The organism is Streptomyces sp. NPDC005393, from assembly GCF_040606675.1.
Taxonomy (GTDB): domain Bacteria; phylum Actinomycetota; class Actinomycetes; order Streptomycetales; family Streptomycetaceae; genus Streptomyces.
The window spans coordinates 12,711-38,117 of the sequence record NZ_JBEXFG010000008.1; the positions used below are offsets into that span (position 1 = coordinate 12,711).

General features: G+C 71.3%; 23 protein-coding genes and 1 pseudogene. 13 read left to right on the plus strand and 11 right to left on the minus strand.

Translation table 11 applies throughout. The features are described from left to right. The first annotated feature begins 160 nt into the window (after positions 1–160). The 5 genes from ABZS71_RS10015 (at position 161) to ABZS71_RS10035 (ending at position 3,542) form a co-directional block, all read left to right on the plus strand. Positions 161–1,681 (plus strand): DEAD/DEAH box helicase, encoded by a 1,521-nt coding sequence (locus tag ABZS71_RS10015; RefSeq protein WP_356208728.1) that lies wholly within the window; start codon positions 161–163, stop codon positions 1,679–1,681. A 61-nt stretch (positions 1,682–1,742) separates the two neighbouring features. Further along, positions 1,743–2,018, plus strand: a complete 276-nt coding sequence (locus ABZS71_RS10020) for a CBS domain-containing protein (protein ID WP_356208729.1) — start codon at positions 1,743–1,745, stop codon at positions 2,016–2,018. Between the two features lie 153 nt (positions 2,019–2,171). Beyond that, positions 2,172–2,480, plus strand: a complete 309-nt coding sequence (locus ABZS71_RS10025; protein WP_356208730.1) for an SCO5918 family protein — start codon at positions 2,172–2,174, stop codon at positions 2,478–2,480. 218 nt (positions 2,481–2,698) lie between these two features. Next, the gene (locus tag ABZS71_RS10030) at positions 2,699–3,043 is read left to right on the plus strand and encodes a MerR family transcriptional regulator (protein ID WP_356208731.1); all 345 of its coding nucleotides are present in this window, start codon (positions 2,699–2,701) and stop codon (positions 3,041–3,043) included. A 46-nt stretch (positions 3,044–3,089) separates the two neighbouring features. After that, positions 3,090–3,542: a hypothetical protein gene (locus ABZS71_RS10035; protein ID WP_356208732.1), complete on the plus strand. Its 453-nt coding sequence runs from the start codon at positions 3,090–3,092 to the stop codon at positions 3,540–3,542. A gap of 143 nt (positions 3,543–3,685) precedes the next feature. On the opposite strand, the gene ABZS71_RS10040 is transcribed toward ABZS71_RS10035, so the two are convergent. The 4 genes from ABZS71_RS10040 to ABZS71_RS10055 all read right to left on the minus strand — a co-directional run bounded on the left by ABZS71_RS10040 (position 3,686) and on the right by ABZS71_RS10055 (position 10,214). Continuing rightward, on the minus strand, positions 3,686–4,069 hold the full coding sequence (locus ABZS71_RS10040; RefSeq protein ID WP_355849736.1) for an XRE family transcriptional regulator: 384 nt from the start codon (positions 4,067–4,069) through the stop codon (positions 3,686–3,688). A gap of 631 nt (positions 4,070–4,700) precedes the next feature. Beyond that, complete coding sequence (locus tag ABZS71_RS10045; RefSeq protein ID WP_356208854.1) at positions 4,701–5,393, minus strand: RES domain-containing protein; 693 nt, start codon at positions 5,391–5,393, stop codon at positions 4,701–4,703. 364 nt (positions 5,394–5,757) lie between these two features. Continuing rightward, entirely contained in the window at positions 5,758–8,082 is a 2,325-nt protein-coding gene (locus ABZS71_RS10050) for a benzoate transporter (protein ID WP_356208733.1), read from the minus strand. Then, positions 8,079–10,214, minus strand: coding sequence for a hypothetical protein (locus tag ABZS71_RS10055; RefSeq protein ID WP_356208735.1), 2,136 nt, complete (start codon positions 10,212–10,214; stop codon positions 8,079–8,081). Before ABZS71_RS10055 ends, ABZS71_RS10050 begins: the two co-directional genes overlap by 4 nt. Positions 10,215–10,337: 123 nt before the next feature. Between ABZS71_RS10055 and ABZS71_RS10060 the strand changes: the two genes are divergently transcribed. Beyond that, positions 10,338–11,720 (plus strand): hypothetical protein, encoded by a 1,383-nt coding sequence (locus ABZS71_RS10060; RefSeq protein WP_356208856.1) that lies wholly within the window; start codon positions 10,338–10,340, stop codon positions 11,718–11,720. Here ABZS71_RS10060 and ABZS71_RS10065 read toward each other — a convergent pair. After that, positions 11,641–12,315: a hypothetical protein gene (locus tag ABZS71_RS10065; protein WP_356208736.1), complete on the minus strand. Its 675-nt coding sequence runs from the start codon at positions 12,313–12,315 to the stop codon at positions 11,641–11,643. The two genes, ABZS71_RS10060 and ABZS71_RS10065, sit on opposite strands and share 80 nt — an antisense overlap. 230 nt (positions 12,316–12,545) lie before the next feature. Between ABZS71_RS10065 and gdhA the strand changes: the two genes are divergently transcribed. Further along, positions 12,546–13,889 (plus strand): NADP-specific glutamate dehydrogenase, encoded by a 1,344-nt coding sequence (gene gdhA / locus ABZS71_RS10070; RefSeq protein ID WP_356208738.1) that lies wholly within the window; start codon positions 12,546–12,548, stop codon positions 13,887–13,889. 364 nt (positions 13,890–14,253) lie between these two features. Here the strand turns inward: gdhA and ABZS71_RS10075 are convergent, their stop codons facing one another. The 4 genes from ABZS71_RS10075 to ABZS71_RS10090 all read right to left on the minus strand — a co-directional run bounded on the left by ABZS71_RS10075 (position 14,254) and on the right by ABZS71_RS10090 (position 19,350). Beyond that, positions 14,254–15,369: a PP2C family protein-serine/threonine phosphatase gene (locus ABZS71_RS10075; RefSeq protein ID WP_356208740.1), complete on the minus strand. Its 1,116-nt coding sequence runs from the start codon at positions 15,367–15,369 to the stop codon at positions 14,254–14,256. A gap of 133 nt (positions 15,370–15,502) precedes the next feature. Beyond that, entirely contained in the window at positions 15,503–16,273 is a 771-nt protein-coding gene (locus ABZS71_RS10080) for an IclR family transcriptional regulator (protein WP_355849760.1), read from the minus strand. Between the two features lie 209 nt (positions 16,274–16,482). Continuing rightward, complete coding sequence (locus ABZS71_RS10085) at positions 16,483–16,941, minus strand: SRPBCC family protein (protein WP_355849763.1); 459 nt, start codon at positions 16,939–16,941, stop codon at positions 16,483–16,485. Between the two features lie 132 nt (positions 16,942–17,073). Continuing rightward, positions 17,074–19,350 (minus strand): family 2 encapsulin nanocompartment cargo protein terpene cyclase, encoded by a 2,277-nt coding sequence (locus ABZS71_RS10090; protein ID WP_356208742.1) that lies wholly within the window; start codon positions 19,348–19,350, stop codon positions 17,074–17,076. 299 nt (positions 19,351–19,649) lie between these two features. Here ABZS71_RS10090 and ABZS71_RS10095 point away from each other — a divergent pair, with 299 nt between their 5' ends. The 3 genes from ABZS71_RS10095 (at position 19,650) to ABZS71_RS10105 (ending at position 21,633) form a co-directional block, all read left to right on the plus strand. Next, the gene (locus tag ABZS71_RS10095; RefSeq protein ID WP_356208743.1) at positions 19,650–20,108 is read left to right on the plus strand and encodes a BlaI/MecI/CopY family transcriptional regulator; all 459 of its coding nucleotides are present in this window, start codon (positions 19,650–19,652) and stop codon (positions 20,106–20,108) included. 26 nt (positions 20,109–20,134) lie between these two features. Continuing rightward, entirely contained in the window at positions 20,135–21,055 is a 921-nt protein-coding gene (locus ABZS71_RS10100; RefSeq protein WP_356208745.1) for a M56 family metallopeptidase, read from the plus strand. Positions 21,056–21,177: 122 nt separating this feature from the next. Beyond that, complete coding sequence (locus ABZS71_RS10105; RefSeq protein WP_355849775.1) at positions 21,178–21,633, plus strand: TerB family tellurite resistance protein; 456 nt, start codon at positions 21,178–21,180, stop codon at positions 21,631–21,633. Positions 21,634–21,638: 5 nt separating this feature from the next. Here ABZS71_RS10105 and ABZS71_RS10110 read toward each other — a convergent pair. Together ABZS71_RS10110 and ABZS71_RS10115 are read right to left on the minus strand one after the other, a co-directional pair. Continuing rightward, positions 21,639–21,842, minus strand: a pseudogene (locus tag ABZS71_RS10110) (M56 family peptidase); the annotation flags it as partial. A gap of 3 nt (positions 21,843–21,845) precedes the next feature. Continuing rightward, entirely contained in the window at positions 21,846–22,262 is a 417-nt protein-coding gene (locus ABZS71_RS10115; protein WP_355849778.1) for a BlaI/MecI/CopY family transcriptional regulator, read from the minus strand. Positions 22,263–22,521: 259 nt separating this feature from the next. Between ABZS71_RS10115 and ABZS71_RS10120 the strand changes: the two genes are divergently transcribed. The 3 genes from ABZS71_RS10120 to ABZS71_RS10130 are packed head-to-tail and all read left to right on the plus strand — an operon-like array spanning position 22,522 to position 25,395. Further along, on the plus strand, positions 22,522–22,731 hold the full coding sequence (locus tag ABZS71_RS10120) for a ferredoxin (protein WP_356208747.1): 210 nt from the start codon (positions 22,522–22,524) through the stop codon (positions 22,729–22,731). Beyond that, positions 22,721–24,118 (plus strand): FAD-dependent oxidoreductase, encoded by a 1,398-nt coding sequence (locus ABZS71_RS10125; protein WP_355849784.1) that lies wholly within the window; start codon positions 22,721–22,723, stop codon positions 24,116–24,118. The genes ABZS71_RS10120 and ABZS71_RS10125 overlap by 11 nt, the downstream gene beginning before the upstream one ends. Before the next feature lie 29 nt (positions 24,119–24,147). After that, entirely contained in the window at positions 24,148–25,395 is a 1,248-nt protein-coding gene (locus ABZS71_RS10130) for a cytochrome P450 (RefSeq protein WP_356208748.1), read from the plus strand. The last annotated feature ends 12 nt before the right edge of the window (positions 25,396–25,407 follow it).

Genomic DNA, 25,407 nt, shown 5'->3' on the forward strand with positions numbered 1-25,407 from the left:
CCGCCAGGATTGCGTCACTCATTTCAGCGGCGCACCCCGTGAGCGTGTTCCGCCGATCCGATTCGGTTCCGCATTATCTTTGGCTCGTTCTTGCGATTCTCTGCGCTGCTCATTTACTGCGGGAATTCCTTGATACGTGCCACATCAAGGAAGGTTCCGCATGAACCGCACACGCACAAACGATCGCTTCGCCCGCACTCGCACCGCACGTTCCGGCTCAGGAACGGGCGGCAGTCGGTCCGGAGTTGCGGCCTCCAGCCGCTCCGGTGCGCCGAGCCGTCCGCAAGGTCACGGACGTCGACAGTCCGCGCCACAAGGCGAGTTCGCACTGCCGGCGACGATCAACCCCGCGCTCCCCGCCGTCGAGGCGTTCGCCGATCTCGACATGCCGGCGCAGTTGCTGGCCGCGCTCGTCGCCGAAGGCGTGACCGTACCGTTCCCGATCCAGGCGGCGGCCCTGCCGAACTCCCTCGCCGGTCGTGACGTACTCGGCCGCGGGCGCACCGGTTCCGGCAAGACCCTCGCGTTCGGCCTCGCGCTGCTGGCCCGTACAGCCGGTCAGCGAGCCGAGCCCCGGCAGCCGCTGTGCCTGGTCCTCGTACCCACCCGCGAGCTGGCCCAACAGGTCGCCGACGCGCTCGCTCCATACGCCCGCTCGGTGAAGCTGCGGCTGGCCACGGTGGTCGGCGGGATGCCGATCGGCAAGCAGTCCAGTGTGCTGCGTACCGGGGCGGAGGTCGTGGTCGCGACGCCCGGCCGGCTCAAGGACCTCATCGACCGTGGCGACTGCCGCCTGAACCAGGTCGGCATCACCGTCCTCGACGAGGCCGACCAGATGGCCGACATGGGCTTCATGCCCCAGGTCACCGCGCTGCTCGATCAAGTGCGTCCCGAGGGGCAGCGGATGCTGTTCTCGGCCACCCTGGACAGCAACGTCGACCTCCTGGTCCGCCGATACCTGACCGACCCGGTGGTCCACTCCGTCGACCCGTCCGCGGGTGCGGTCACCACGATGGAGCACCACGTACTTCACGTGCACGGCGCGGACAAGCATCGGACGACCACCGAGATCGCGGCGCGAGAGGGCCGGGTGATCATGTTCCTGGACACCAAGCACGCCGTCGACCAGCTCACCGGCCACCTGCTGAACAGCGGCGTCCGCGCCGCCGCACTGCACGGTGGCAAGTCCCAGCCACAGCGCACGCGGACCCTGGCCCAGTTCAAGACCGGGCATGTGACGGTATTGGTGGCGACCAATGTCGCAGCGCGCGGGATCCATGTCGACAACCTCGACCTGGTCGTCAACGTGGATCCGCCCAGCGACCACAAGGACTACCTGCACCGCGGCGGCCGCACGGCCCGCGCCGGCGAGTCCGGGAGCGTCGTCACCCTGGTGACACCCCACCAGCGCCGCGGCATGAGCCGACTGATGGCTGCCGCCGGCATCACCCCCCAGGCCACCCACGTGCGTGCGGGCGACGAGGAGTTGAGCCGTATCACAGGAGCCCAGGCCCCCTCGGGAATCCCGGTCACCATCACCGTTCCGGTCGTGGAACGGCCCCGACGCGGCACATCTTCTTCGTCCCGGGAACGCCGCGGACGCAACTCCCAGGACCGGCGCACCGGCCAGGCGACGCGCGGCACCGGGCAGCGGCAGTCCTCCTTCAACGCGGCGGCCTAGAACCTTCGCGATCAGGAGGCTCACCCATCTCTGCAGGAGGCATCTTTTGACACTGGTTCAGATGCAGTCGCGCCCGGCGGATCCCGCCCCCACGACCGTGTTCGCCGCCATGGACACGTCCGCACCGCAGGTCTGTGACGACATGACCGTCGAGTTGGCCTCATCCGTCATGGCCGGTGCCCATGTCGGGCATCTGCTCCTCTGTGACAAGGACGACCAGTGCACGGGCCTTGTGACCCGGGCCCAGCTCGCCGTCGTCCGCGACAGCCCCTCATACACGGATCGGATCCGTCTTCGGGATGTCGTAGACGCCGGCGAACGTTCGCCTCGCCCGTGACCACGGTGGTCGGAGCGGAACACGCGATGCGGTACGGGCAGCTCAGCGCTCCGCAGTCGCCGAGGGGCATGGCTGCGCCCTGGGCGTTCTCGCCTTCTCCCGCTGATCCGCCTCACCCCGATCAGCCCGTTCTTCCTCTACCTGTGAGGCATCATGCGCTGTGTCATCGCCCGTTTCCCGTTCGACCTGTCCAAGAGCGGGGTGCTGGCCTCGATGAAGGGTGTCAAGCCCGATCCCATCACGGGTGAGTCGGTGATCATCGGTCGCCGCCACTACCCCGTCAAGCAAGTAGGCGAAGTCATCACCCGGCAGGACCGCCGCGACTTCACCAGCGGCGAAGTCATCCGAGCCATGGCCCGCCTCGGCTTCACATGCAGCGCCCTTCCCGAGGCCGCACCCGCGCGGGTCCTCAGCCCGTTCCAGACCGCGTCGGCACTGCTCGGCAGCCCCGCACCCCAGTAGCCACGAGGACGGGCGGAAGCCGACACACCAGAACAGCGACGAGGGCCCTGCCGACGCGCGTCGGCAGGGCCCTCCGCACTCCCGCCCTTCGCCCGGGCCGGGTAGCGGAAACACAAGGTCGGCGCGGCAGTAGGGCCGGCAGATGGTGTTGAATTTCCTTCGGGGCCCTGGTGCCGTACGGCACCAGGGCCCCTCGGCGCGTCGCACAACGAGGTGAAATGACAGCAGATACTCCGCTCAGCGGTCGTCTGGACGACGACGACTACCCCGCGTACACGATGGGGCGGGCTGCCGAGATGCTCGGCGCCACCCCCGGCTTCCTCCGAGCCATCGGTGAGGCCCGTCTGATCACGCCGCTCCGCTCGGAGGGCGGGCACCGGCGGTACTCCCGCTACCAACTGCGGATCGCCGCTCGCGCCCGCGAGCTCGTCGACCAAGGGACCCCGGTCGAGGCTGCCTGCCGCATCGTCATCCTTGAGGACCAGCTCGAGGAAGCACAGCGCATCAACGCCGAATACCGCCGCGCCGCGGACTTGAAGGGGCTCCTGAAAGGGAACACGTGACCCTGCGGACATTTACGGATCGAGGCCGGATTTTCTACCGCGTTCCATGGTGCGACTCGTGCGCTCCGGGGAAGGCGGCGGACGTTCCCTGACGTGGGTCGGGCGGCCTGGCGTAACACTACTCGACCTGGACGAGCACACCCGGTACGAGCAGGGCAGCCTGCGCCGCTTCCCCCGGTCCGGCAGTGGGGCCGTCTCGTGGGACCAGGTGCCGGATGATTTGATCCTCTTCTCAGCGGATTCGGAGACCGTAAATCTGGAGGATGCGCTGCGGCGGTGGTCCCCTGACCAGAGAAGCCTGGTGTTCTTCCGGGGCAACCTGGCAATGCCAAGCGTAAAGATGTCACACGAAGTAACGTGGCCCCTTCTGCCTGACATCTCGGACAAGGTACCCGAGTTTTGGGTGTACGCCATCGATGACGACATCCTTTTCGAGGAATCCTTCGACGGGACCTTCACGGTTTCCCGGATTCCCGGGAAACCGACACCGCCGGACTAAGACGCCCTCCCCGCCGTCGGCTCAGGCCCTCTTTGCGGTGTCCGCTTCGGCATGCGACATCACGACCGGAATCTCAGTAACGGGCCGGCGACCAACGATCTTTACCGCCTCGGACGCTGTGGCTGTCCGCGCTGGTCGCGCAGTTAGAGGTCGCCCTTGATGTAAGAGCGAGCCGCTGCCATGACGTCCTTGTGGCGGTCATCGGCGATGGCCTGAACCGGCGAGTCGTCCTCAAGCTGCGGGTTCATGCCGATCATCCACGCGCGCGCCGTGTGGCAGTTCTCGGCGAGCGTGATCATCTGGAACACCTGGTAGGCCGCTCGCAGGCGCAGCTCGGAGTCGATGCGCGGGCTGTTCTGACCGCTGCACCACTTGCCGACCTGCTTCGGGTCTTCGATGCCCGCGATGAACGCGGTAAGCCGCTGGCCGAAGTTTTCCTGCAGGAAGCGCGCGATGTCGGCGATGGACTTCTGCACCGTATCGGCGTGGGCCGTGGTCTCGGTGACGTGCTCTCGCACGGTCTCCATGGTCTCCTCATCTTCCTCATGGCCGGCTGGCACTCTGGGTGCCTCGACGGAGGGTGGTGGGCGGCGCTGCCTGCCTCAGGCACCTGACTCAGGGAAATGAGTGGGCCGGGACACGGGACCGCCCCGCCGGCTCACTCGAGCCTGGTCGACGATGGGCGGACGTCCGGCTCAGGCAGGCCGTACGTGGTGGATGGTCACGGATTCCCGGGCGACAAGGCGACGGGCAGTCCGTGACGTTCCGCGCCAGCGGTGTTGCGGCTGGGCGCACTGGTACGCCAGAGGAGATGGTGGCGACTCAGGGCCGGCGGCGCTGGAACGATCGTGACGACGGCCGGCAGTGGTGGACCGATGGGTAACAGACGACTGGTCAACATCGCATCTCCTTAGCTGTGTTGAAGACAGTCTACCCTCCAGCGGGCCGGTCACTCCACCGTTTTCCCCTCTTTAATCCCCCGTGAAATCCCCCCTCGCATCGTGGGCTCCCTGGCGTGACCAGGGGTTTCGCGAGCCTCGGTTGGTGACGCTGTGACCCATTCATGGCCATGGGGTGTCAGAGCACCGCCCGATCGGGCGACGGCTGTGCGGCCGAACCGCCCGAGCGTGCGAGACCCTGACCCCGCTTCAGAGGAGCTCAGAAGAGCTTGAGGCCGTACTCCGTCGCGACCTCCCGCAGGGCGGCGTCCTCCAGCCGGATGGGGCGGCGCTCCGCTTGTTCGAGGTCGACATCGCCGAAGACGGCCCAGCACTGGCGCCCGCCGTATCCGGAGCGGTAGGCGATGCCCTGCGCCAGTCGGTGACCGGCCTGGTTGCGCTGGGCGACGGTCCAGGCGGCGATCTGGCGGGCGATCCTGCGGTCACGGCCGTGGATGTGCTCGTCGGTGAGTGGGCTCCCCACTTCCCACGCCTCCAGCTCGTTGTGGAGTTCCTTCGTGAGAACCGCTCGCGTAGCCACGGAGTCGACGTCGAGGAATCGCGCGTCCTTGGCCGGCACGATCCTGACGAGGATGTGGTCCTCCCGCCAGCCCGAGGCCAGGTGGCCGAGTCGCATGGTGCTGGGCCGGTTGTCCCAGTCGCTTCCGATGAGTCTGCGCAGTTCCGGATGGACCCGGAAGTGCGCCAGGGCTTCGGCGTAGCAGCCGGCCGGATCAGTGGCGCAGTAGAGCATTCCGTAGGTGGCAAGACTGAAGCGACCGGCGCTGGAGCCCTGGCTGGTTTCGGGCTCCAGCCGGTTGTACTCCACGGGCTTCTTCTTCTTGCCCAGGCGCCACATGCCGCGCTGCGGGGCGGGGACGAGGGTGACAGGAGACTCGCCGGAGGAACACATCAGGCCCACGCCCCCGAAGCGTCGGCGGGCGTGGTGCGGCCGGTCCAGGCGGTCGCCGACGCGGGCCCAGCGGGTTCGGTGGTCAGGTCTCGGACGGCTGAGTCCCGTACGACGGAGAAGCGTAAGTGGGCGGCGGTCACCACCGAAGAGGCGCGGTTCATAGGTCCTCGTTGCTTGGCTGCTGGTTGCTGTCACGCGGCACTGCCAGAGGCCCCGGTGCGCGGGGCTCGGGGAATGTTCCGCATTCCGCCGGAACACGCGGGCGATCATTCTTGCCCAGCCGGCACCTGAGGGTGCCCGCTTCGGCTGTCTCGTGGGGGCGCGCGAGGGGGGCGCGGAGGCATGAGGACAGCGCACAGTCATCTCAATACCGCTCCAGATGTACGCCGAAGACACAGACCCCTGCTGTCCCGGCGGCCAGGAGGACAGGATGCTCCGCGTCCGGTTCGCTCGTCCGACGGATCGCGAGGGTGCTGAGCGGGTTGCCGGTCACGATGCGCAGCAGGTGCGTCCGGGCGGTGACGTCCCACACGTGGATGGTGCCGCTGGGGCCCGCGGCGGCGAGGCAGGGCCGGCCGGCCGGGGTGCGGAAGGACACCAGCGCGGTCACGGGGCCGTCGCCGGCGTCGAAGCGGTCGCCGGCCGCCCGCAGGGTCGCGGCATCCCAGAGGCGGACGGTGCCGTCCTCCCCGCCGGACGCGATCAGCGCGGCCTCCCCATGGCGGGGCGGCACCGTCGCCACGGTGTGGACGCCCTGCTGGCCGCAGTGGATCGGCGGCCTCCCGGACGGCCCGGTGGCGGGATCCCACAACCGTACGGTTCCGTCGGCGCCGGCCGACACGACGAGTGCTCCGTCCTCCGTGTCGAGCACGGCGATGTCCCTGACGCTCAGCATGTGGTCGTCCCAGCGGGCCAGCTGGCGCTGTCGGCCGAGGTCCCAGAGGCGCACGGAGCCGTCTCCGCTGCCGGTGGCCAGCAGGGTCCGTTCACCGTCCGTGAAGGCCTCCATGGCCTGGACGGGGATGCTGTGGTTCACCAGCTTTCCGCGGCTTCCCGGAGCCCCGCCGTTGCCCGCGTCCAGGGACCAGATCCGGATGCCGGCGTCACTGTGCGCGGTCAGCAGGAGGGGATCCCCGCAGACGGTGGCCCAGGCGAAGGCGGTCACCGTGCTCTCACCGGCTGGAAGGCGCACGTGACGTCCCGTCTCCGCGTTCCACAGCGCGGTCCCCGCCTCGTCGGCCACGGCGATGAGCAGGGAGGGGGCGGCAATCGCCCAGCTGGGCAGCGCGGCCGCGGTGACGGGACGTCGGACGACTCGTGCGGGGCGGCTGCCGTGGCCCGCGAGCTTCCAGCGGCGCAGGGTCTTGTCCGCGCCGGCGGAGACGACGAGCGCCTGCGAGTCCCCCGGCAGTTCGGTCAGCGCCAGGGGAGGAGCCGTGTGTCCTTCGAGAGCACCGCCGATCGGGTGGCCGGTGTCCGCGTTCCACACCCGGAGGGTGTGGTCGATGCCGGCGGACACCACGGCTTGCTCTCCGTCTACCAGCAAAGCGGCGAGGGCGATGACCGATCCGGCGGGCGACGGTGTCGCCGCAGCCGTCCGGCGGCCCGTCGCCGCGTCCCAGAAACCGATGTGCCCCGAGTCGTCGCAGGTGGCGTACCGGCCGGGCACCGGCAGGTCCACGACGGCCCGCACCTCGTCCTGGTGCTGCTCGGTGCGGACGACGTCCTGGCCAGGCCGCCAGACGCAGACCTGCCGCCCCTGCGCGATGGCCAGCGCCATGCCGTCCGTTTCGGCGAGGCCGATGCCCGTCAGGATCGCCGGTGCCGCGTCCAGGTCCGGCAGCGGGGTGTCGACGGGCTGGAAGGTGGCGGTGTCCAGTGCGGTCAGCCGGCCGTCGCTGTGGGCGACGAGGATGCACTGCGGCGCGTCCGCCGGTGTGTGGAGCGTGAGGCCGCTGACCCAGGTGCGAGGGCGGCGTACCGGCTCGGCGAGCAGCCGGCCGCGGAGGGTGTCCCAGACGCGGACGGCTCCGTCGGTCCCGCCGGACACGAACAGGTCGGCCTGAAGGGGCAGCAGGTGCTGGATGGCGCCGCCGTACGTGTGCAGGGGCACCCCGAAGGGCACGCCGTGCGTTTCCCACATGCGGATCGTCCCGTGGCTGTCACCACTGATCAGCAGGTTCCGGCCGTCGGACGTCGTGGTGTGGGCCAGCGACTCGACGAGGATGTCGGAGACGGCCAGGACGTTGCCCGGCACGGTCCAGTCGCTCCACAGCGGAGTGATGCGCGAACCCGCCAGGCCTCGTCTCGCCGCGGGCAGACCGGCGAGGGGAGTGCGGCGGCGGGTCGCGGCGTGGTGGGCCAGGTGCAGGCTCGTCAGACGTGAGTCCGGGTCGGCGTCGCGGACGAACGGCTCGATGACGGCCCAGGCCTCCAGCCAGTCCTGGTGCTGCCCGGCGCCCGCCTGCCGTAACAGGGTGCGCACATTCTTGCTCGACTCCCAGGGCAGTACGGCCAGCGGCACATGGGCATCATCGAGGACGTTGCCCCGGGCGGCGTGGTCCGCCAGGTGTCGGCTGAGGTAGGGGTGGGGCGGGATGGTCGGGTCCTCGGCGACCAGCCCGGCCAGCGCCTTCGCGATCAGCCGGTGCGCGTCGTCCGCGGCGGCCCACGCCTTGGCGTCGCTCATACGGCGTCCCCCGGGAGGTCTGCCAGCAGGTCCTGCCGCGGGTCCCTGAGGATCTCGGCCAGTGCTTCGTGGGCCGGCCGGTATACGAGACGGTCGTCCTCGTGGTCGTGGGCCAGGTATCCGGAGAGTCTGCTCTTCAGCAGGGTGCCGATCATCCGGTCGGGGTCCTCGATCGGCCGGCCGAGCAGCGCACCGGCCATCGTCGGCCACACATTCGACCAGGGGGTGCCGGCGCCCAGCGCGAAGGCACTGGCTCGTAGGAGCGCCAGGGCCACGTCCTTCGGCAGCCCTTCGTCGGCCACCAGCACGAGGTCGCGCCGCAGCAGCCCCTTGGTCCCCGCCTGCAGCAGATCGAGCCACTGCGGGCTGCCGGCCAGGGCGCCCGGGTCGGGCGCGGCCTTCAACTGCTCGCCCGCCAGCCGGGCGTCCAGGAACGAGGGCCACACCCGGTCGGCGACGGTCTCGGCGGCTGCACGGGCGTTGCCGCTCTCGGAGGTGTCCGGGCCGATGAGCGCTTGGACGTAGTCGACGATGTCGTCGCGGCTGCTCGGCGCGTCCGTGCGCAGGACCGATGCCGTGGGGAAGATCTCGCGCAGCGCGGCGAGCAGTCCGGGCTCCCGCACGGTGCACGACTGCGTGGCGGCGCGGCCGGTGCGCGGGCGGCCGCTGCGTACTCCTACGAGCGGGCGGCTGCTGCGTACTCCTATGAGCAGTCGCAGATGCCGCTGGCCTTGCCCGGGTCGGCGCTGCCCGGGCAGGGGAGTGCAGTGGGAGTTCAGCGGGGCGAGGACGCTCCGGACGATCCGGAAGGGCTCGAGCGCTTCGTCCAGGCCGTCAACGACCACGGTCAGCGTCTCACCGGGCTCCTTCAGGCACGAGTCGAGCTGAACGCCCCAGAGTTCCACAGGGTCGTCCGTCGGTCCCGGGGAGTGCGGTTCGATCTCGAGCCCGAGCAGCAGCTCCCGCAGCACATCCGAGGCCGAGCGGTGCCGGGCCAGTACGGCGACGGACACGGACGCCTCGGGCGGGACGGTCTCCGGCGGGGCCGACTTCAGAGCGTCGCTGTAGCGGGGGTTCGCGCGGAACAGCGGGTCGCTGAGCGTCACGGCCCGGCCCAGCACGGCCGATTTGCCGCTTCCGGCGGTTCCGGTCAGCAGCAGTACTCCGCGGGGGCGGGTGAGGAAGGCGGTGAGGTCGCGGTTCAGGCGGTCCCGGCCGCTGAAGTACCAGCCGGGGTCCGACTCCTGCGGGCGTCCGCTGGCCCGGTCGAGCCAGACGTCGATGTCGTCCGCGGGGGTGGCGACCTGGCGGCGCGCGGGCCCGACCAGTTCCCGTACGGGCCGGTATCCGGGGTTGGGCAAACAGGGCGTCGGCGTGGTCTGGCCGCCCCCGTCGATGATGCGGTGCAGCCGGTGCTTGCGCCGCTCGGTGTCGGTGCCCAGTTCGTTCTCGAACTCCGTCATCAGATGGGCCACGCTCAGCCAGGGCGTGGTGATCTGCGCGTTGGTGCGCAGCCGATCGAGGACCCGGCGCATCACCGAGGGGAAGCGCCGTACATGGACTGGCTGGTCGTGGGCGCAGGTGACGATGACGTCCAGGCTGCCCCCGGCCCGCCTGCTGTGCCGGATCTCCTCGTGGAGCCGGGCCATTTCGTCGGCGATGCCTGCCGCGTAGCAGGTGTTGATGATGACCAGGACATGCTCGGCGTGGGAGTCGAGGGCGGCGGCGGCGATCTCGCTGGTACGGACGGCCGTGGCCAGCTGACGCCGGGGCTCCGTCTTCGGCAGCTGCAGGAAGTGCGTACCCGAGGCGCCCAGTTTTCCGTGTCCGGTGACGAAGAGGACCAAGGCCTGGCCCCGCGTCTCGCGCACCTTGGACTCGTGCAGAAAGCGCTCCACGTCATAGCGTTCCCACAAGTCCGGCTGGGGCATCCTCAGGAACGGCTCGGTCGCTCCGGATCCGCACCACCAGTCGGCGACGACCGAGAGCTGCTCGTCGATGCCGTCCGTGAACTCCTCGTCCCCATCCGGATATGCGCGGACGGCGACGGTCAGCAGGGTGCGCTGTGCGGCCTGTTCATCCCCCGACGGTGTCTCTCCGATCCTGACAAGCCCACTCGCCCGCCGCTGCATGCTCCCTATTCTTCCCTCATGAGTGAGCTGTCGCAGCCGTATCCCGCAGCCGAACGGCCCCACCGCCTCCCCGGCGTGTCCCCGAACACGACCCAGGACGCCGTTGTCGTGGTACCCGGCATCATGGGCAGCGAGTTGTACGACACGGAGAGAGACGCCGTCGTCTGGGGCTTGTCGAACCCCCGTTGGCTGCTGAAGGCGTGGACGGCACCCGGCGGACTGAGCCCGCTGCACCTCACCCCCGACGAACGTGAGGGCCGCCTGGGCCGCATCCGGGCCCGGCGTCTGCTGCGGACACCTGCCTGGAGCCCCGTCCTGCGTGGTGTGGAGCCCTACACCAAGCTGGTCCGGACCGTCACCATGAGCGTGGCCGCCCCGGAGGCGGTCCTGGAGTTCCCGTACGACTGGCGGCTTCCTGTCGCCACGAACGCCCGCTTCCTCGCCGAGGCGGCGCGTGAACACCTGGAGCGATGGCGCGGGCACCCCGCGCACACCGCGGCCCGCGCACACCGTGTCGACGAGCGGGAGGGCCGGCTCGTCTTCGTCGCTCACTCCATGGGCGGCCTGCTCACGCTCGCCGCGCTCAGCAACGGGCCGGACGGTGACCTGGCGCGCGACACCAGGGGCGTGCTCACCCTCGGCACACCCTTCCAGGGCGCGGTCGCCGCCACCGTGATTCTCAACACCGGCCAGGGGGCGCCGGTTCCGCTTCCGCACGGCAGGCTCAGGCGGCTGGCCTTGACCATGCCGGGCCTGCACGATCTGCTGCCGACGTACCCCTGCCTGGACGAGGGCATGAACGTCCGGCGGCTCACCCCGGTGGACATCGCCGACCTCGGCGGGGACAAGGACCTGGCGCTGGAGTCGCAGGCGTTCCATGACCGTCTGCGCGGTCGTACCCTGCCCGGGCACCGTACGGTCGTCGGCATCAGCCAGCGCACGATGCAGTCGCTGGCCCTTCGCGACGGCATCGTCGTCCCCTTCGAGCACTGCTACCGGCAGCACCGGGACGGCGAGTTGATGCGGGACGCCGATGGCGCCCCGCGCCGCTTCGATGTCGCGGGCGACGGAACGGTGCACAAGGAGTCGGCCTCCCCGACCCGCGCCACCGTGCCGTTCGCCCTCCAGCACGGCACGCTCGCCAAGGGCGAGGCCGCGATGGAGGCGGTCACCTCGTTTCTGGAGGAGGACGAGCACTTGGGCCCCACCCAGGCCGCGGCGGGCCTGGGACTGCAGGTGCCGGACTTCGTCACCCCCGATACCGACTGGACGCTCCGCGTGCACGGCGCGGACAGCCCAGCGGGGCTCGAGTGCACCGTCGAGGAGGTGGGGGCGGAGGCCGGCTTCAGGACCCGCGCCGCCCTGTACGGCGACGAGGACGACCTCGCGGCGCGCGTCACCGTGCCCGCGAGCGGGCTGTACCGCGTCACCCTCGACTCGGGCGACGGCACACCGCTGACCCAGCTCGTCCTCGCAGGCCCGGACGGCCTGACCCACGAGGGCTGACCCTGCCCCCACGCCCGCGTGCGACGTGGAGGGGCATCGCTGAATCGAGGACGCCGGCGAGACGTTCCCCGCCGCCGTCGTTGGCCGCGCCCACGACGCAGCGGGCCACTTCGCGGCCGTCACCGGCCACGCTCGGCCATGCCGCGGAGTCGCGCCGCTTGATGTCGGCGGCCAACCCGCCCAGCCGCCAGACGGCCTTGGCACCGCGCCGGGTGCCGGGCGGAGGGGCGAAGGCCGCCTCGACCTGCTGCGGGAGGGGGCGATGAGCGGGGTCCTCGGCGAGACATGGGGCGACGAGCGCGCGTACCGGCTCCGGCACCTGCGACAGGTTCGGCTCTCCGTGGACCATTTCGTACTGGACCGCGGCCACGTGCCCGCCGTCGTACGCCCGCTCGCCGCTCGCCGCGTAGGCGAACCGCCCCACGTCCGCGCCGGGCAGCGGCATGCTGATCACGACCGTACGGTTTCCGCCCGGCAACCGTGCGAGGAAACGACGCTCCGGCACCGGTACCCGGCCGCCGTCCTCCGTGGCGAACCGGGCGACGGCGTCGTACGGGCCGATTCGCCGTGGGTCGTCCGCGCGCAGCGGTTCCATGAACGACGACTCCCCCTCCGCGGCACCAAGCGCAACAACCCGACGCACGCCGGGGATCCGCAACGCATGGAGGCACACGCACCGGCCTACCCGGGGGCAGGGCAGGGCATATGAGGGGTGACCCACCCGTGCATCGGTTCGATCACCGAAGCCACGCGCGCTGCCACGGTGAATCCCGCCGGGAACAACATCCTGGACGTCGCGCTCACTGAACTGACAGGAAGGCAACCATGGACGTCAGCGCCCGTATCGAGGACGCGTACGCGCAGCTCGTGCGCCGTAACCCCGGAGAGGCGGAGTTCCATCAGGCGGCGCTCGAGGTCCTGCCGGCCCTCGAGCCCGTGCTCGCCGCGCATCCGGAGTATCTCGACGCCCGGATCGTGGAGCGGCTGTGCGAACCGGAGCGGCAGATCATCTTCCGGGTGCCCTGGGTCGACGACCGCGGCGTCGTCCAGGTGAACCGCGGCTTCCGCGTGGAGTTCAACAGCGCGCTGGGTCCGTACAAGGGAGGCCTGCGCTTCCATCCCAGCGTCAACCTGGGCATCGTGAAGTTCCTCGGCTTCGAGCAGATCTTCAAGAACGCGCTGACGGGCCTCGCGATCGGCGGTGGCAAGGGCGGCGCCGACTTCGACCCCAAGAGGCGCTCCGACGCCGAGGTCATGCGCTTCTGCCAGTCCTTCATGACCGAACTCCACCGGCATCTGGGCGAGCACACCGACGTACCGGCCGGGGACATCGGGGTGGGCGCCCGCGAGATCGGCTATCTCTTCGGCCAGTACAAGCGGGTGACCAACCGCTTCGAGGCCGGCGTCCTGACCGGCAAGCCGGTCGGCTGGGGCGGTTCGTACGCGCGCACCGAGGCCACGGGGTACGGCACCGTCCACTTCACCCAGGAGATGCTGCGCACCCGGGGCAAGCGGTTCGACGGACGTACGGTGACCATCTCCGGCTCCGGCAATGTGGCGATCTACGCCATCGAGAAGGTCCACGCGCTCGGTGGCCGCGTGGTGGCGTGCTCCGACTCCTTCGGCTATGTGGTCGACGAGAAGGGAATCGACCTCGATCTGCTCAAGGAGGTCAAGGAGGACCGCCGCGAGCGGATCTCCGCCTACGCCGAGGCCAGGCCGGGCGCCGTCTTCTCCGCCCGCGGCTCACTGTTCGACGTGCCCTGCGAGGTGGCCCTGCCCTGCGCCACCCAGAACGAGCTGGACGAGCAGAGCGCGATCGCCCTCGTCAAGAACGGCGTACAGGCCGTGGCCGAGGGCGCCAACATGCCCTGCACCCCCGAGGCCGTCAAGATTCTCCGGGAAGCCGATGTCCTCTTCGGCCCCGGCAAGGCCGCCAACGCCGGCGGAGTGGCCACCTCGGCCCTGGAGATGCAGCAGAACGCCGCCCGCGACCGCTGGACCTTCGCCCAGACCGAAGCCCGCCTCGCCGCCGTCATGACCGACGTCCACACCCTGTGCCGCACCACCGCCGACCGCTACGGTTCCCCCGACGACTACGCCCTCGGCGCGAACGCCGCAGGTTTCCTGCGGGTCGCGGAGGCCATGGCCGCGCAGGGAGTCGTCTAGAAACGATCCGATTTCACCCAGGAACGATCCCGTCCGGACCAGTACTTTGCCCCCAGACAGGTAGTGGTTTCCCGAACCCGTTCGCAAGGGTACGGAACACGCAGCATGCCGGGGGGTGGGAGCACGGAGATTTCGCGCGCGATCGACGCGCTGCTGCGCGCCCGAATGCGTCAATTGCCCGAGGTGGAGCGCGAGAGCACGCGCCCGGTGCGGTACTCCAGCCGTACGTCCAGCAGGCTGTTCACGGCCGCGGCCAGGCCGATTCGTTCTCGTCCATCGGGTCACCTTCCGCCGCGACCCAGGGGTGTCAGGGGTGCCACGGGGGTGACCCGCGCGAACGAGCCGGTGTGACAACGGAGTCCGCTCAGGACATCCGTACCTCGGCCGCCGCGGGCACCCCGCTGGAGACCGGCTTACGGAGCAGCAGCAGCGCCGCGTCGTCGTGGAGCCGACCGCCCACATGGGCCAGCAGTTCGTCGTGGAGCGCCGCCAGCGTACGGGAGGGTTCGTCGCAGATGTGCCGCGGTACCCGCTCCATCAGCGGGAAGTACTCCCGGTCCTGGTCGCGCGCCTCGATGACCCCGTCGGTGTAGAGGAGCAGCTGGTCACCGTCGGCGAACGGCACCACCTGGAGGGTCGGCGTCTCGCCGCCGAGGGAGGCGAGCCCCAGCGGCGGGGCCGGGCGGGTCGGCTCGACGGGGATGACGCCCGACGGGCTGACCAGCAGCGGCGGGGCGTGGCCGCAGTTGACGAGCTCCATCCGCCCGGAGCGGGGGTATCCGGCGACCACGGCGGTGACGAAGTCGTCGGCGGCGAGATTCCGCGACAGGCTGCGCTCGATCCTGCCGACGACATCGAGCAGATCCGGTTCGTCGTAGGCGGCCTCGCGGAAGACGCCGAGGACGAGGGCGGCGGTGCTGACGGCGGGCAGCCCCTTGCCACGCACATCGCCGACGATCAGCCGGATCCCGTACGGCGTGGGCACCAGTGCGTAGAGGTCGCCGCCCACCCGGGCCTCGGCCGCGGCGGCGCTGTAGCGGACCGCCACCTGGAACTGGCCGACGCGGGCGGGGACCGGCCGGAGCAGGGCGTTCTGAGCGGCCTCGGCGACCGAGCGGACGGCCGCGAGCACCCGTTCGCGGCGTTGGCGCAACAGGCTGGCCAGACAGCTCGCGAGGGTCACGGCGGCCAGCGCGGACAGGACGATCGCCTGCTCGTGCACCGGCGCGCCACCCAGGACACCCAGCACCGCGCCCACCGCCACGGCGATGAAGCCGATCCGCAGCACGCCGCACGGCCTGCAGGTGGCGGCGGCCAGCGCGGGGCCGACGGCGAGCAGCGGCAGCCAGCTCATCCCGACGGGGGTGAGGCGGTCGAGGACGGCCACCACAGTGATGATCAGTACGGGCACCGCGGCGGCGCAGCGCGCGGGGGCTTGGGGCTGGTCCGGGTCACGCAGGGGGATTCGGGCCTGGATCATGTCCTGCTTCGCTGCTCTCTCTCCGCTCGGGGCGCTGACGGGCCGGCTGGCCGACGGGCTGACGGGCGGGTGCCGTAATGTCCGTTTCATCCAGAGAAGCAAGGATTTGCCGCAGGCCACAAGGGCGACGTTTTCAGATAGTGAGCGAAAGCCCCCTGGTCACGCGGCTCGCCGTCGAGATCAGCGCCCCCTGGAGCACATCGAGCGGGTCCTCAAGCCGGGAGAGCTGGGCCGCCTGGAGCGAGATCCCGAGCGAACCGAGCCGGTCCCCGCTGTACACCGGCACCGCGAAGCACACCGTGCCGACGGCGTATTCCTCCCGATCCGCGACGAGGGGCGTGGCGGACGTGTCGTCGAGCCGGCGCAGCAGCTCGGCGCGGCGGGTGATGGTGCGGGGGGTGAGATCCGCCAGCGGATGGCGGGAGAGGTACTCCTCGCGGGCGTCGTCGTCCAGCTCCCGCAGCACGCACTTGCCGAGCGCGGTGGCGTGCCCGGCGTCCTCGAACCCCACCCACAGGTCGACCCGGGGCGCCCGGGGGCCGTCGACGATCTCCGCGACCCGGATCTCGCCCTCCTCGTAGAAGGTGAGGTAGGCGGCGGCCGACAGTTGGTCGCGCAGCGCGGCGAGGGTGGGCCGGACCCGGCTGAGCAGCGCCTGGTCCCGGCTGCTGGCCTGCAGGGTGTGCAGCCGGTCGCCGACGACGAAACCGCCGTCGGCCAGCCGGCTGACATAGCCGTCGTGGACCAGGGTCCGCAGCAGGTGGTACGTGGTGGCCAGCGGCAGCCCCACCTCACGTGCCAGTCGTTTCGCCGGCGCACCGCCCTCATGCGCGCCCACGGCTTCCATCAAGCGGAAGGCTCGCTGCACGGATGTGATGAGCGTAGGGCCCGCCTGAGCACCCATATGACCAGCTTGCGCCCGCCGCACTACGGCAGGCAAGACGCTTCCCCGGGCGGCGGGTCGGCACGCCGGCCGCCGCACGCCGAGGGCCCCGGCCGCACGCCGAGGCCCCTGACCGCACGCCGAGAACCCCGGCCGCACGCCGAGGGCCTGCGCGCACGCCGAGAGCGCCGACCCGCCATCGGCGGCGCCCTCGGCCTCGCCCTGCCCGGTCAGCCGGGGGTGATCCGGCCGCGCCAGGCGCCCTCTTCCGCACCGCGGTGCTCGATGAAGTCCTTGAACCGCCGCAGGTCGCCCTTCACCCGGTGGTCGAGAATGCCGGTCATGTCCGCGGCCTTCTCCGCCACGCCATTCGGCTGGAAGACCATGGCCAGCTCCACCCGGGTGTGGTGGGGGTCCAGCGGTTTGAAGGTCACCAGGCCCTGCTGCTGGACACCGCCACCGGTCGTACGCCATGCGATGCGCTCGTCGGGAAGCTGGTCGACGATCTCCGTGTCGAACTCCCGGTGCACACCGGCGATGGAGGTGGTCCAGTGGTTGTGCCGGTCGTCCACCTGGGTGACCTGGTCCACGCCTTCCATGAACCGTGGGAACTCGGTGAACTGCGTCCACTGGTTGTAGGCCGTGTGCAGCGGAACCGCAACCTCGACGGACTCCCGCACCGTGCTCATCGGTAACTCCTTTCGACGTTGTCGCGTTCACTGGCCGGGTTTCCGGGATCGGGTCCCCGAAACGTCGCGGAGGCGGCCGCACGGACGCAGCCGCTACGGACGTACGGACGCCGGCCGATACGGCCGCAGCCGTTACGGACGCGCTCCGGCGGACAGCGGAATCCGCGCGGCGGAGGTCCCGAGCCCGGTGGGGCCGAGCCACTGGAGCGGCAGCCGCTCGGGGGCTTTGGCCCCGGCCGGGGGCTGGAGTTCGTAGTGCAGCTCGTCCTCCTTGTACCGGGCCACCTCCCGGTGCCAGTTCATGATCCCGGTCATCCAGTTCTGCAACTCCCGTACGTACCCGTCCATGGCGCTCCGGGCCTCCGGCCCCAGATCGAAGTCGTCGTACAGGACCGGGAACTCATGCGCCGCGACATGCTGGAACTGCCGCATCCGGGAGGTCATCAGGTCATGGACGATGGCGAGGCCGCTCGGGTAGTCGCAGTCGAAGAAGTTCTGGACGACGAGGACGCCGTTGTGGACCTCGCCCTCGAACTCGATCTCCTTCTGGTACGAGAAGACGTCGTTGAGCAGGGTCGCGTAGTCGACGGCGGCGTTCTCCAGCGAACGGACCGGCCCACTGCGGTAGATCTCGGGCGGGACCCGCTGCCCACGGGCCAGCCGGCACAGGCTCATCGTCAGGTCGGAGCCGAAGGTCAGCCGGCGCATCTCGATGTAGTCGACGGGGTCGGGGATCCGGTTCTGCGCCTGGTTGGCCAGCTCCCACAGCCAGCTGGCGATCATGTCCTCGATGGCCGTGCGGAAGGTGCGCCGCGCGGTGTCGTCCATCGGCCCCGCCGTACGGCGCCACAGATCGGCGAGCCCGCGCTCCAGCGCGTTCGCCGGGGCCGGGGCGGGGCCCGCGTCGAGCGGCATGAAGGCCCCGAGCCGGGCGTTGCACGCCTTGGCGGCGGCCAGATCGCGGGTGCGGCCGAAGACCGCCGGGTAGTAGTCGTCCGCGTAGGTGCCCCAGGCCAGCCAGCCCGACGCGAGATCGAGCTCGTCGGCCGGGCCGTCGGGGTGGATGCCCGCCGCGCACAGCGGGAGATCGGCGGCGAGGAGCCGGTGCTCGTCCCAGACGTAGGAGTGGGGGACGCCGGGCTGCGGTTCGAGAAGGCCCATCCGGTGCGACCACTCGACCAGATTGCGGCGCGCGCTCTCCAGATGCGGGTTGAGCCGGAGGGTGAAGGGCATGAAGAAGTCCGGCAGCCGGGACGGCCCGACCTTCCGGAACGGGACATGGCTGAAACCGCGCGCCCTGGCCGCCTCGGCCCGGCCGGTCGTCGGCCGGAGGTTCGCCGCCGAGACGCCGAGGCCGGTGAGCGCGAAAGGGGCGAAGGGGGCGAAGGGGGACCGGGCCGCGGGCGCGGAGCCCTCGCCCGCGCCGTTCATATAGCGGCTGGAGCGCATGTGCCACTCATGGCCGCCCGACTGCCAGTCCTGGAGCCCCTTGACGTACGCCAGCACGCCCGCGCACGCCACCGGGTCCAGACCGTGCTCGGCGAAGAGCGGGCCGAGCTCGGTGAGCGTCGTGTTCTCGAACTGCTGGAGCCGTGAGGTCAGCAGCTCATTGACGGCGTCCGCCGCCTGCTGGGTGGTGCAGCCCAGGAAGGTCTCCAGGACCAGGACGCCATTGCTCAGCTCGCCCTCGTCCTCGATCTCCCGCTGGTACGAGAACAGGTCGTTGCGCAGATGCACCCCGTCCGAGAAGGCGTCCCGCACCACCCGCATCGGCCGGGCCCCGGCGATCGGCGCCGGCACCTCGGCGCCCACCGCGTGCTCGACCAGCCCGGCCGACCACGGCGCGCCGCCGACCTTACGGCGCATCTCGATGTACTCGACCGGGTTGGGGATCCGGCCCGCGTTGATGTTGGAGAGCTCCCAGAGCGACTCGTTGAGCAGATTCTCGGTGGACTCGCGGAACCGGGCCCTCCAGTCCCGCGACATCGTCGGCACCGTACGCGCCCACAGGTCCTTCAGGCCCGCCTCGACCGGGTTGGTGGGCTCGGGGACCTCGGCGGCGGGGTCCATCGGCATGAAGGCGGGCAGCCGGTCCAGATAGGCCTTGCCGCCCTCGCGGTCCTGGGAGCGCTTGAACTTCTCCAGGAAGTGGTCGTCGAAGAAGAACACCCACACGTACCAGTCCGTGACCAGCGACAGCTCCGCGCCGGGGCAGTCGGGGTGGGTGTACGCGCACAGCAGGGCGTAGTCGTGGGAGTCGAGGTCCTTCCCCTCCCAGATTCCCGAGCCCTCGAGCATTCCCATCTCGCGGGCCCACTGGGCGGAGTGCTCCCGTGCCTCCTGGACATGGGGGTTCAGCCGCGCCGGATACGGCATGTAGAAGTCGGGGAGTTGAAAGGGCTGTGTCACTGGTGGGCCGGCACCTCTCCGTGCGACGGTGCGGGTGCCGTACGACACACGCGCTGGTCGGCTCCGCCCTACCCAGGGCCCTTCCCGGCTATCCGACAGCCGCATTAGTCACATGAACGACACCCCCTTTTCGGCCCCCGTCACCTCGCGCCCGCCGCTTGGCATGGCCCGCGCGGTCCTGGTGGCGGGGCATCGGCCCGGGAGGGCCGCTCTCATAATGGGTCGCGGGGCGTGTCGGGTGGCGCGCCACGCGAACGACTACAGTCACGTAGACGAACCAGGCGGAGGGAGCGTGCCCCATGGCGGAGCCGGACGCCGGGCCGAACCCCGGGGCGAGCGCGGGCCGACGGTCGTCGGGTGAGCTCGAAGCGAGCGTTCTGGCGGCGCTGTGGGCCGCCGACGGGCCCTTGACACCGGCCGACGTCCAGCGCACGCTCGGCGGCGCCCTCGCCCGTACTACGGTCACCACGATCCTCACCCGGCTGCACGACAAGGGCGCCGTCGCCCGCGCCCGCGCCGGCCGCGGCTACGCCTACACCCCCACCCAGGACTCCCCGGGCCTCACCGCCCGCCGGATGCGCTCGGAGCTGGAGAAGGAGGAGGACCGCGAAACGGTCCTGGCCCGCTTCGTCTCCGAGCTGAGCGACGACGACGAGCGGCTGCTGCGCTCGCTCCTCGACGGCGGCGACGGCGACAGCGAAAGCGACGCCGGCAACGGCGGCGCGGGCGGCCCCCGCCTCCCGGGGGCGGCCGGATGATCTATGCCGTCTGGGCCCCTCTTCTGATGCCCCTGCTCGTGGTCCCCGCCGCCCGCCGACTCGCGGGCGTCCTCCAGCCCCGCCCGGCCGCCTGGCTGCTGGCGGTCTGCGGCGTCGTGCTGGCCGGGTGCAGCGCGGCGGCGCTCGCCCTGCTGTGCGCGGCCGGAGCGCTGCGGCTGGGCCCGGTGGCCGCGCTCGACGATCTGACCCTGCCGCTGGTCGGCGACGGCCCGGCGGCCTCCCCGCCCGTGACCTGGGCGGCGGGCGCGCTGCTCACCGCGTGCGCGGTCGCCGTCGTACGGACCGTACGGAGCCAGGCGGGCGAACTGGCCGCCGCGCGGCGGGCGGCGGCCGCGACGCACGGCTCGGCGGGCGATCTGACGGTGCTCGGTGACGCCCGGCCCGAGGCCTTCGCACTCCCCGGCCGCCCGGGGCGGATCGTGGTGACCGCGGGCATGCTGCGGGCGTTGGACGGCGCGGAGCGGGAGGCGCTGTTCGCCCATGAACGCGCCCATCTCACGGGCCGCCACCACCTCTTCCTCGCCGCCGCCGAACTGGCCGCCGTCTGCCATCCGCTGCTGCGCGGGCTGCGCGCGCCGCTGGCGTACGCGCTGGAGCGCTGGGCGGACGAGGCGGCCGCCACGGCCGTCGGCGACCGGAGCCTCACCGCCCGCGCGATCGGCCGCGCGGCCCTCGCGGGCGCGGCGGCGCCCGCCCCCCACCGCCCGCGCATCGCCCCCGCGGCGGCCACCGGCCCGGTCCCCCGCCGGGTGGCCGCCCTCCTCCACGGCGATCCGTCGACCCGGCGCCCGGCACCCCGGACCCGCCGGCCGGCCGCCGCGGCGGTCCTCCTGTGCCTGTGCGTCTCCGCCGGCTCGGCTCTCGACGCGGCGGCCGACCTCCACGGCACCATCGAAACCGCCCAGGGCGAATCCGGCCCCCGCTGACCACCGCCACCCCTCGCCACGGCGCACCCGGGACGGAAACGCCTTTACCACCACCGCTCTTCGGGAACCTGCTAGCTTCTACAGTGTTGTAGAGGTAGTGACGAGACCCTAACGGAGTGGTTATGGCCCTGTGGGACCGCATCAAGGATTCCGCCCAGTCGATGCAGACTCAGCTCCTCGCGAAGAAGAACGACTTGAAGAGCGGCGCGTTTCGCGACGCCAGCATGGCGATGTGCGCGCTGGTGGCGGCGGCGGACGGCACGATCGAGCCGGCCGAGCGGCAGCGCGTCGCCCAGCTGATCGCCACCAATGAGGTGCTGCAGAACTTCCCCGCCGACGATCTGCACCGGCGCTTCGCCGACTACCTCGACAAGCTGACGACGGACTTCGAGTTCGGCAAGGTCAGCGTGTTCCAGGAGGTCGCCAAGGCCAAGAAGAAGCCGGCCGAGGCGCGCGCCGTCATCCAGATCGGCATCGTCATCGGCGGGGCCGACGGCGACTTCGACAAGACCGAGCAGGCCCTGGTCCGCGAGGCGTGCTACGCCCTCGACCTGCCCCCGGCCGAGTTCGACCTGTAGGCCCTGTCCGGCAGCGGGTTGCCCGGCAGTTGGGCGGTGCCGACGACCACCAGCAGCCCCAGGCAGAGCGTGGAGCACACCGCGAGGACGGCGCCGACGAGCGACAGCAGCCGGGTGGCGCCGCGCGGATGGAGATGCTGTTCGGCCGGCCGGGCGATCGGCAGCGCCGTTAACGGCAGGACGAGCGGGAGGAAGACGAAGACACCCATCGGTCAGTCGTCCTCCGGCTCCTCCGCCGCGTCGTTCAGCAGGTGGCGCAGCAGCCGCTCGTCATCCTGGGTCAGCCCGGTCACAAAGCTGGCGAGGACCGCCTCTCGGTCGACCTGGCCGTCCAGCACCCGGCGCATGCGCAGCGCGGCGAGCCCCGCCTCGTCGGAGGCCGCCCGCCAGACGAAGGACCGGCCCGCGCGTTCACGGGTCACGGCCTGCTTGGCCTGAAGCCGGGACAGGATGGTCACGACCGTGGTGTACGCGAGGTCGCCCTCGATCCGCTCCTGCACCCATGCGGCGGTCACCGGTCCGGGCGCCTGCCGCAGCGCCGCGAGCACCTGTGCCTCGAGTTCGCCCTGGCCGCGCCGACGGGGGCGCCGGGGCCGGCCGGCCCCGCCGGTCCGGTCCTGGTCCGTCACACCGTCTCCTTCCAGCCGCGCCGCCCGCACCCGGGCGCGCTTACCCGGCGGGCGCGCGGCGCTACATCGTACAGAGCGCTCAGGACCCCGTGCGCGCCCCGCGGCCCACCCCTTTGGCCAGGCTGTACGCGCGAGTCCGTACCGCTTCGCCCATGCTGAACCGAGGGGGACGACCGGGACGACCCGCTGCCGGGGCCGCCTGCCCCAGGGAGGCGGGACGGCGCCGACGGCCCGACCGGCACGAAGGGCAGGGCTCCTGATGAGGCTCGTCGTCGATCTCAACCGATGCCAGGGGTATGCGCAGTGCGCCTTCCTCGCGCCCGACGTGTTCACCCTGCACGGCGAGGAGGCGCTGCTCTACCACCCGCACCCGGACGACACCCAGCGGGAGAACGTGGCGCGCGCGGCGACGGCATGTCCGGTGCAGGCCATCCTGGTGGAGCGGGACGAGGTCTCCGGTGTCCGGTAACGGCTCCCTGGAGGCGCTGCGCCGCGAGGGGCGGATCGTGATCGTGGGCGCCTCGCTGGCGGGGCTGCGGGCGGCGGAGACCCTGCGGGAGGAGGGGTTCGCGGGGTCGCTCACGCTGATCGGCGATGAGCCGTACGAGCCGTACGACCGGCCGCCGCTGTCCAAGCAGGTCCTGCTGGGCAAGGCCACCGCGGACCACACCGCGCTCCCCCGGCGCCGTGCGCTGGACGCGCACTGGCGGCTCGGTGTGGCCGCCACCGGACTGGACATGACGGCCCAGCGGGTGCGGCTGGCCGACGGCGACGAGGTGGCGTACGACCGGCTGCTGATCACGACCGGCGTCCGCGCCCGGCCGTGGCCGCATCCGCTGGAGGCCGAACTGGACGGGGTCTTCGTGCTCCGCACCCGGCAGGACGCGACCGCGCTGTACCGGCGGCTCATGGCCGGGCCGCGCCGGGTGCTGGTCATCGGCGCGGGCTTCACCGGTTCGGAGATCGCCTCCGCCTGCCGTGAGCAGGGGCTGGCGGTCACCGTGGCCGAGCGCGGACCGGCGCCCCTGGTGGGCGCGCTCGGCGGCGTGCTCGGCGCGGTGGCCGCCGGACTCCAGCGTGCCCATGGCGTGGATCTGCGCTGCGGCGTCATGGTCACCGGGCTGGAGGGCGACGCGGCCGGACGGCTGCGGCGGGCCCATCTGTCCGACGGCACCGCCGTGGACGTCGACATCGCGGTGGTCTCGCTCGGCGCCACCCGTAATACGGAGTGGCTGACCGGCTCCGGGCTCGGCGCGGGCCCCCGGGGGATCGCCTGCGACGCCGGCTGCCGTGCCTTCGACGTATGCGGCATCGTCACCGATGACATCTTCGTGGCCGGTGACGTCGCCCGCTCCCCGCATCCGCTCTTCGGCTATGAGTTCCTCTCCCTGGAGCACTGGGGCAACGCCGTCGCCCAGGCCGAGGTCGCGGCGCACAACATGATCAGCGCGAGCGCCGACCGCCGGCCGCATCTGTGGGTCCCCGCCTTCTGGTCCGCCCAGTTCAGGGTCAACATCAAGTCGGTCGGGGTCCCGTCCCTCGGCGAGGAGGTCCTGATCGCCCAGGGCTCGCTCGCCGAGCGCCGCTTCGCCGCCGTATACGGCTACCAGGACCGGGTCATCGCCGCCGTCACCTTCGACCAGGCCAAATGGCTGGACTACTACCAGCGGCTGATCGAAACGGCGGCGCCCTTCCCGCCGCACGACACCACCGTGGACCGCCGGGCCGAGGGACTGCAGCCGGTCGTGGCCGGCTTCCCGGACCCCTCGCTGCCCACCCATGGGGCGACCGTCACGGTCTGCGGCTACTCGCCGAGCGACCGGCGGATCACGACCTTCACCCCCGCGCGGGCCTGACCGAGCCCCTGATCGAAGGAACGAGAGCCATGACCCAGACGCAAGGCTCGCTTCTGTGGAAGATCACCGACTACGCCTATCGCGCCGACCCGTACCCCATCTACGCCGAGCTGCGCAAGACACCCGTGCTGCACGAGGAGAAGGGCCCGTATGTCGTCAGTACGTACTGGGAGGTCCATGCCCTGCTGCACGATCCGCGGATCAGCTCCGACGCGCGCAATCTGGACCCCCGGGCCGCCGACCTCGTCGCCGAGGAGGAGGACCCGGGTCTGCCGCCCAGCTTCCTGCGGCTCGACCCGCCCGAGCACGACCGGCTGCGCGGGCTCGCGATGTCCCCCTTCGGCCCCCCGCACACCCCCCGCCGGATCCACGACATGCGCGGCGAGCTCTCCCGGATCATCGCCGAGCTCATCGACGGCTTCGAGGGCCGGGACCGGATCGACCTCGTCGACCACTTCGCGTACCCCTTCCCCGTGACGGTGATCTGCCGGCTGCTCGGGGTGCCACGGGAGGACGAGCCGCGCTTCCACACCTGGGCCGACATCCTGGCCATCAGCCTGGACCCCGACCCGGGGAAGGACCCCGCCGAGCGGCAGCGCGTCACCCGGCAGGCCCGCACCGAACTGGGCCTGTATCTGTCCGAACTGATCGAGGAGCGCCGCCGCGCGCCCGGCGACGACATGCTCTCCGCCCTGGTCGCCGGGCGCGGCCCGGAGGGCCGGATGACCCATGCGGAGCTGCTGAGTACCGCCTCGCTGCTCCTGGTTGCGGGCCACGAGACCACCGTCAACCTCATCACCAATGGCATGCTGACGCTGCTGCGCAACCCCGATGTGCTGGCCCGGCTGCGCGAGGTCCCCCATCTGGTGGTCCCGATGGTGGAGGAGCTGCTGCGGTTCGACCCGCCGGTGCAGATGCTGCCCCAGCGCACCCCGCTCGCGGACATCGACATCGCCGGCGTGACGATCCCCAAGGGCGCGTCCGTCTGGCTCATGCTGGCCTCCGGCAACCGCGATCCGCAGCGCTTCCCGGACCCCGACCGGTTCGATCCGCGGCGCAAGGACAACCAGCATCTCGGCTTCGGCAGCGGCATCCACTACTGCTTCGGCGCACCGCTGGCCCGGCTGGAGGCGCAGCTCGCGCTGACCGAACTGGCCCGCCGGCTCGACAACCCGCGGCTGCTGGAGGACCCGCCGACGTACCGGCGCAACGCGGTGCTGCGCGGGCCGCGCCATCTGAACATCGCGCTCGACGGGCTGCGGAAGGCGGGCGGCTGAGGCCACGGGGCG